The 5,236-nt window shown below is 71.1% G+C and carries 5 protein-coding genes; 4 read left to right on the top strand and 1 reads right to left on the bottom strand.

Going from position 1 to position 5,236, the window contains the following annotated elements; genetic code table 11:
• The 3 genes from AB0J68_RS26515 to mctP form a co-directional block, all read left to right on the top strand.
• Window positions 1–1,073: bifunctional RNase H/acid phosphatase (locus AB0J68_RS26515; protein ID WP_363940965.1), on the top strand; the 1,073-nt coding region annotated here is incomplete at its 5' end.
• 176 nt (window positions 1,074–1,249) lie between these two features.
• Window positions 1,250–1,492 (top strand): DUF3311 domain-containing protein, encoded by a 243-nt coding sequence (locus AB0J68_RS26510; protein ID WP_354856610.1) that lies wholly within the window; start codon window positions 1,250–1,252, stop codon window positions 1,490–1,492.
• Complete coding sequence (gene mctP / locus AB0J68_RS26505) at window positions 1,492–3,141, top strand: monocarboxylate uptake permease MctP (protein WP_363940963.1); 1,650 nt, start codon at window positions 1,492–1,494, stop codon at window positions 3,139–3,141. The genes AB0J68_RS26510 and mctP overlap by 1 nt, the downstream gene beginning before the upstream one ends.
• A 251-nt stretch (window positions 3,142–3,392) precedes the next feature.
• Here the strand turns inward: mctP and AB0J68_RS26500 are convergent, their stop codons facing one another.
• The gene (locus tag AB0J68_RS26500; protein WP_363940961.1) at window positions 3,393–3,848 is read right to left on the bottom strand and encodes a MarR family transcriptional regulator; all 456 of its coding nucleotides are present in this window, start codon (window positions 3,846–3,848) and stop codon (window positions 3,393–3,395) included.
• Between the two features lie 54 nt (window positions 3,849–3,902).
• Between AB0J68_RS26500 and AB0J68_RS26495 the strand changes: the two genes are divergently transcribed.
• A complete protein-coding gene (locus tag AB0J68_RS26495; RefSeq protein ID WP_363940959.1) occupies window positions 3,903–5,135 on the top strand; it encodes an MFS transporter in 1,233 nt (410 codons plus the stop codon).
• The last annotated feature ends 101 nt before the right edge of the window (window positions 5,136–5,236 follow it).

Here is a 5,236-nt window from a genome sequence, read left to right as displayed (position 1 = left end):
CGGAGACCGGCGAGGTGCTCGCCGAGCGCTCCGAGTCGCTGGGTACGGCGACCAACAACGTCGCCGAGTACCAGGGCCTGATCGCCGGTCTGCGGGCCGCCGCCGAGCTGAACGCCGCCGAGGTGGACGTCCGGATGGACTCCAAGCTGGTGGTCGAGCAGATGTGCGGCCGGTGGCAGATCAAGCACCCGGGCCTGCGCCCGCTCGCCGCCCAGGCGGCCACGCTGGTGGGCCGCTTCGGCGCGGTCCGCTTCACCTGGATCCCCCGCGAGCAGAACCGGCACGCCGACGCGCTGGCCAACGCCGCCATGGACGCCGCCGCCGGCCGGCCCACCCCGCCGCCGGCCTCCCTCGGCGCACCGGCCTCGGCCAGCGCCCCGGCCGGAGGCGCGTCGACGGGCAGCGATCCGGCGACCGCGCCGGCCTCCTGGGAGCCCCGTCCGAGCTTCACGGCCACCCGCCTGATCCTCGTGCGGCACGGCGAGACCGCGTACACCGAGCAGGGCCGCTACTCCGGCCGCGGCGACGTGCCGCTCTCCGAGCGCGGCCGGGCCCAGGCCCGCGCCACCGGCGCCCGGGTGGCCGCGCTGGCCCCGTCCGTCGCGGCCGTGCTCAGCTCACCCCTGTCCCGGTGTACGGCCACCGCCGCGGCGATCGCCGGGGCGCTCGGTGACGTGCCGGTCCGCACCGAGACCGACCTGATCGAGTGCGACTTCGGGCAGTGGGAGGGGCGCACCTTCGCCGAGGTACGCCAGGAGTGGCCGGGGGAGATGGACGCCTGGCTCGCCTCGCCACGGATCGCCCCGCCGGGCGGCGAGTCGTTCACGCAGGTGGCCGAACGCGTCCACCGGGTCGTCAACGCGCTGCCGGCGGCGTACCCCGGGGAGACCGTGGTGGTCGTCTCGCACGTCTCGCCGATCAAGCTGGCGCTGCGCGACGCCCTCGCCGCCAGCGACGCCTTCCTGCACCGGCTCTTTTTGGACGCGGCCGGCATCTCGGTGCTCGACATGTGGCCCGACGGCGGCATCGCGGTCCGCACGGTCAACGACACCGCGCACCTGCCCGCCGCCTGAGCCGCGCCCCTCCGGCACCCGTCGCACCTCGCCCGCCAGCGGAACTGTCGCGCCGTTCGGCGCAGCCGGTGCGCCGTTCGGCGCAGAGCCGTCCGCGCGCTGATCGTGACGGCGGTCACAGAGTCGTAGCCTCCGGCCGTTACATCGAGTGCCTCGACTCCCCGGAGGTGTGTCAGATGCCTGCACCGGAACCGGAGGCGCCCACCACGGCGCCAACCCGGGCGAAGGACCACAGTCCCTGGAACTGGTTGCTCTTTCTCCCCATCGTGGTGCCGCTGATCCCGGCGTTCTTCAACGGCGACGCGCCCCGGATCTTCGGGTTCCCGCGCTACTACTGGCTGCAACTGGCCTGGATCCTGCTCGGCGTCTCCACGACGACGCTGGTCTACCAGATGACCAAGAAGCGGGGTGAGCACTGATGTGGCGTGACCATCTCACCGAGATCATCGTCTTCTCCCTGCTGTTCCTGCTGGTCAGCGCGATGGGCTTCGTGGCCGCGCGGTGGCGGCGGCCGAAGGACATGGCGCACCTCGACGAGTGGGGCCTGGGCGGGCGCAGCTTCGGCGGCTGGATCACCTGGTTCCTGGTCGGCGGTGACCTCTACACCGCGTACACCTTCGTGGCGGTGCCGGCGTTGATGTTCGGAGCCGGGGCGGCCGGGTTCTTCGCGGTGCCGTACACGATCGTCGTCTACCCGCTGGTCTTCCTGGTGCTGATCCGGCTCTGGTCGGTCTCGCACCGGCACGGCTTCGTCACCCCGGCCGACTTCGTCCGTACGCGGTTCGACTCGCCGGTGCTGGCGCTGCTGATCGCGATCACCGGCATCGTGGCCACGATGCCCTACATCGCGCTGCAACTGGTGGGCATCGAGGCGGTCCTCAAGACCATGGGCGTCACGGGTGAGAGCACCCTGGCCCGGCACCTGCCGATCATCATCGCGTTCGCCATCCTGGCGGCGTACACCTACCAGTCCGGGCTGCGCGCTCCGGCGCTGATCGCGTTCGTCAAGGACAGCCTGATCTACATCGTGATCCTGGTGGCGGTCATCTACCTGCCGTACAAGCTCGGTGGCTGGGGCGACATCTTCGACGCGGCGGACGCGAAGTTCCAGGCGTCACCGAACCCGAACGACGGCATCCTGCTCAACGGCAACAACCAGCTGCAGTACGTCACGTTGGCGTTCGGCTCGGCGCTGGCGCTGTTCCTCTACCCGCACAGCATCACCGGCGTGCTGGCCAGCCGGAACCGCGACGTGATCAAGCGCAACATGTCGGCGCTGCCCGCGTACAGCCTGCTGCTCGGGCTGATCGCGCTGCTCGGCTACATGGCCATCGCGGCCGGGGTGAAGCCGCTGCCGGGCGCGTCGGCGGGCAGCGTCGACAACAACACGATCGTGCCGCTGCTGTTCGACCAGCAGTTCCCGGACTGGTTCGCCGGGGTCGCGTACGCCGCCATCGGCATCGGCGCGCTGGTGCCGGCGGCGATCATGTCGATCGCGGCGGCGAACCTGTTCACCCGCAACATCTACAAGGAGTACCTGAAGCGGGACGCCTCCCCGGCGCAGGAGGCGAACGTCTCGAAGATCGCCTCGCTGGTGGTCAAGGTCGGGGCCGTGGCCTGCATCGTGTTCCTCGACCCGCAGTTCTCGATCGACCTCCAGCTCATCGGCGGCGTGATCATCCTGCAGACGCTGCCGGCCGTGGCGCTGGGCCTCTACACTCGCTGGTTCCACCGGACCGCCCTGATCGCCGGCTGGGTCGCCGGGATGGGGCTCGGCATGTGGATGCTCTACCAGGTGGCCAGCCCCACCCGGAAGCACTTCGGCGGGTCGGCGTTCCCGCTGGAGAAGTTCGGGTTCGACACGCCCAAGACGATCTACGTCGGCATCGTGGCCGTGCTGGTCAACCTGGCGGTCGCCGCCCTGTTGACGCTGGTCCTGCGGGCCACCAAGGCGCCCGAGGGAGTCGACGGCACCACGCCGGACGACTACTTCGCCGACGAGGGCGACCCCCGCATCACCCCCGGCGTCGACCGCGACGCCGACTCGGCCCGCGAACCGGTCGCCTGACCCCGTTCCCCGTTCCCGTTCCCCGTTCCCCGGGCGCCCGCCGCGAGGTCGGCGCCCGGGGTGCCCGGCAGGCCCGTCGCCCGCTCGCGCCGTCGCCTGTCGCGCCGTCGCCTCAAGATCGTGCTCGATCGTTGTTGTAGTGGTGTCGGGCCCTGGGGATGCCACTACAACAAGGATGTTGCGCGATCTGGGCGGTCGAAGGGTCACGCGCGTCCGGCGACCCGGGGCGGTGGCGGGTCAGCGGGCGTGGGTTAGCGGCGGTTGCGGTTCACCAGGGCCTGGTTGAGGCGGCCCAGTAGGGTCGCCAGGGTGGCCCGGTCCTCGGTGCTCCAGTCGGCCAGCATGTCGCCGTAGAGCCGGGTGCGGGCGGCCTGCACGGCGGCCATCCGCTGTAGCCCGGCCGGGGTGGGGGAGATGACCGTGCCTCGGCCGTCCGTCGGGTCGGGGGCGCGGACGATCAGGCCGTCGCGTTGCAGGGCGGAGACCTGCCGGGTCACCGTCGAGCCGTCCAGGTTGAGTCGCGCGGCGAGGGCGGAGACGTTCTGCGGGCCGGCTGCGTCCAGGTGGCGCAGGATGACGTACGCCGCGCGGTCGAGCACCCGGTGCTCGGCGGTGCCGGTGGCCCGCCGGGTGGCCTCGCCGAAGCGCATCAACAGGGCCACCTCGGTCTCGATCCGGCCGAGGGTGCTCTCGTGGTCGTCGCTCATAGCTGTATGATACAGCGTAAGTACCTGTACGATACAGCTAATTGGGGAGTCGGAGTGGATCGGTCATCCGAACCAAACCGCAGTGCCATCTACGCCACCACACTGGTGGCCTTCCTCGCGATCGCCGGCATCGCCGTGGTCGATCCGATCCTGCCGGCCATCGGCGACGCGATCGGGGTCACCGCCTGGCAGGTCGAGTTGCTGTTCACCGCGTACATCGCGGTCATGGCCCTCGGCATGATCCCGGCGACGCTCGCCAGCGGCCGGTTCGGGTTCAAGCCGGTCCTGATCACCGGGGTCTCGGTGGTCGGGCTGGCCGCCATCCTCGCCTCGTCCAGCGACAACATCGTGCAGCTGTCCGTGCTGCGCGGCGTCTGGGGGCTGGGCAACGCGATGTTCTTCGCCACCGCCATGGTGGTGCTGGTCAACCTGGCCGTCGACCGGGAGTGGGTGGTCGGCCTGTTCGAGACAGCCCTCGGTCTCGGCTTCGCCGTCGGCCCGCTGATCGGCGGCCTGCTCGGCCAGGTCTCCTGGCGGCTGCCGTTCTTCGTCTGCGGCGTGTTCATGGTGCTCGCGCTCGGCGTGGCCGCCCGCAAGCTGCGCGAACCCACCAACCGGCAGGCCCCGGTACGCGTCGGCCAGATCTTCGCCACCTACCGCCGACCGGCGTTCATCGCCCTCTGCGTGGTGACCGCCGCGTACAACTTCGTGTTCTTCGTCGTGCTCGGCTACACGCCGCTCTTCCTCGGCCTGGACGTCGTCCCGCTGGGGCTCGCGTTCACCGGCTGGGGGCTCGGCCTGGCCACCGGCATCCTGGTGATCGGCCACCGGCTGGCTCACCGGATCGGCGCGGTGCAGACCGTCGGCGTGGCCATCGCCGGCCTACTGGTCTGCATGGTCCTCTTCGCCACCTCCACCAGCACCGCCGAGGCGCTCGTGGTGCTCGTGCTCGCCGGCCTCTGCATGGGCCTGGCCAACGCCAACCTCACCGACCTGGCGCTCGGCCTCGGCTCCAGCGACCGCAGGCTCGCCACCGGCGCGTTCAACCTGGTCCGCTGGGGCGCCGCCGCGCCCGCGCCGATCATCTCCGGCAAGCTCGCCGAGCGCTCGCTGTCGCTGCCGTTCTGGGTCGGCTTCGGGGTGCTCGCCGTCGGTGTGCTGGTCTACCTGGCCTTCGCGCACGTGATGGCCGCCGGCTACGGCGAGCGGGTGCTGTGGTCCCGCTGGAACCGCAGCGCCGCGAGTGCCGAGAACACCGCCGAGGAGCCGGTCGGCGAGGCGTACTGACCCCCGGCTCCCGCCGGTCCGCTGCGCCGTTCGAGATCCGCGCACTTTCGGGGATATTGCTGCCTCCGGGCTCGCTGAGGCAGCAACATCCCGGAAGTTGC

Source organism: Micromonospora sp. NPDC049580 (assembly GCF_040675595.1).
Lineage (GTDB): Bacteria > Actinomycetota > Actinomycetes > Mycobacteriales > Micromonosporaceae > Micromonospora.
This window is presented reverse-complemented; position numbering and strand designations above follow the sequence as displayed.

What these genes read in the sequence shown, in the direction of transcription:
- AB0J68_RS26510 (WP_354856610.1), top strand. Translation starts at nt 1,250, where the DNA reads ATGCCTGCACCGGAACCGGAGGCGCCCACCACGGCGCCAACCCGGGCG.
- mctP (WP_363940963.1), top strand. Translation starts at nt 1,492, where the DNA reads ATGTGGCGTGACCATCTCACCGAGATCATCGTCTTCTCCCTGCTGTTC.
- AB0J68_RS26500 (WP_363940961.1), bottom strand. Translation starts at nt 3,848, where the DNA reads ATGAGCGACGACCACGAGAGCACCCTCGGCCGGATCGAGACCGAGGTG.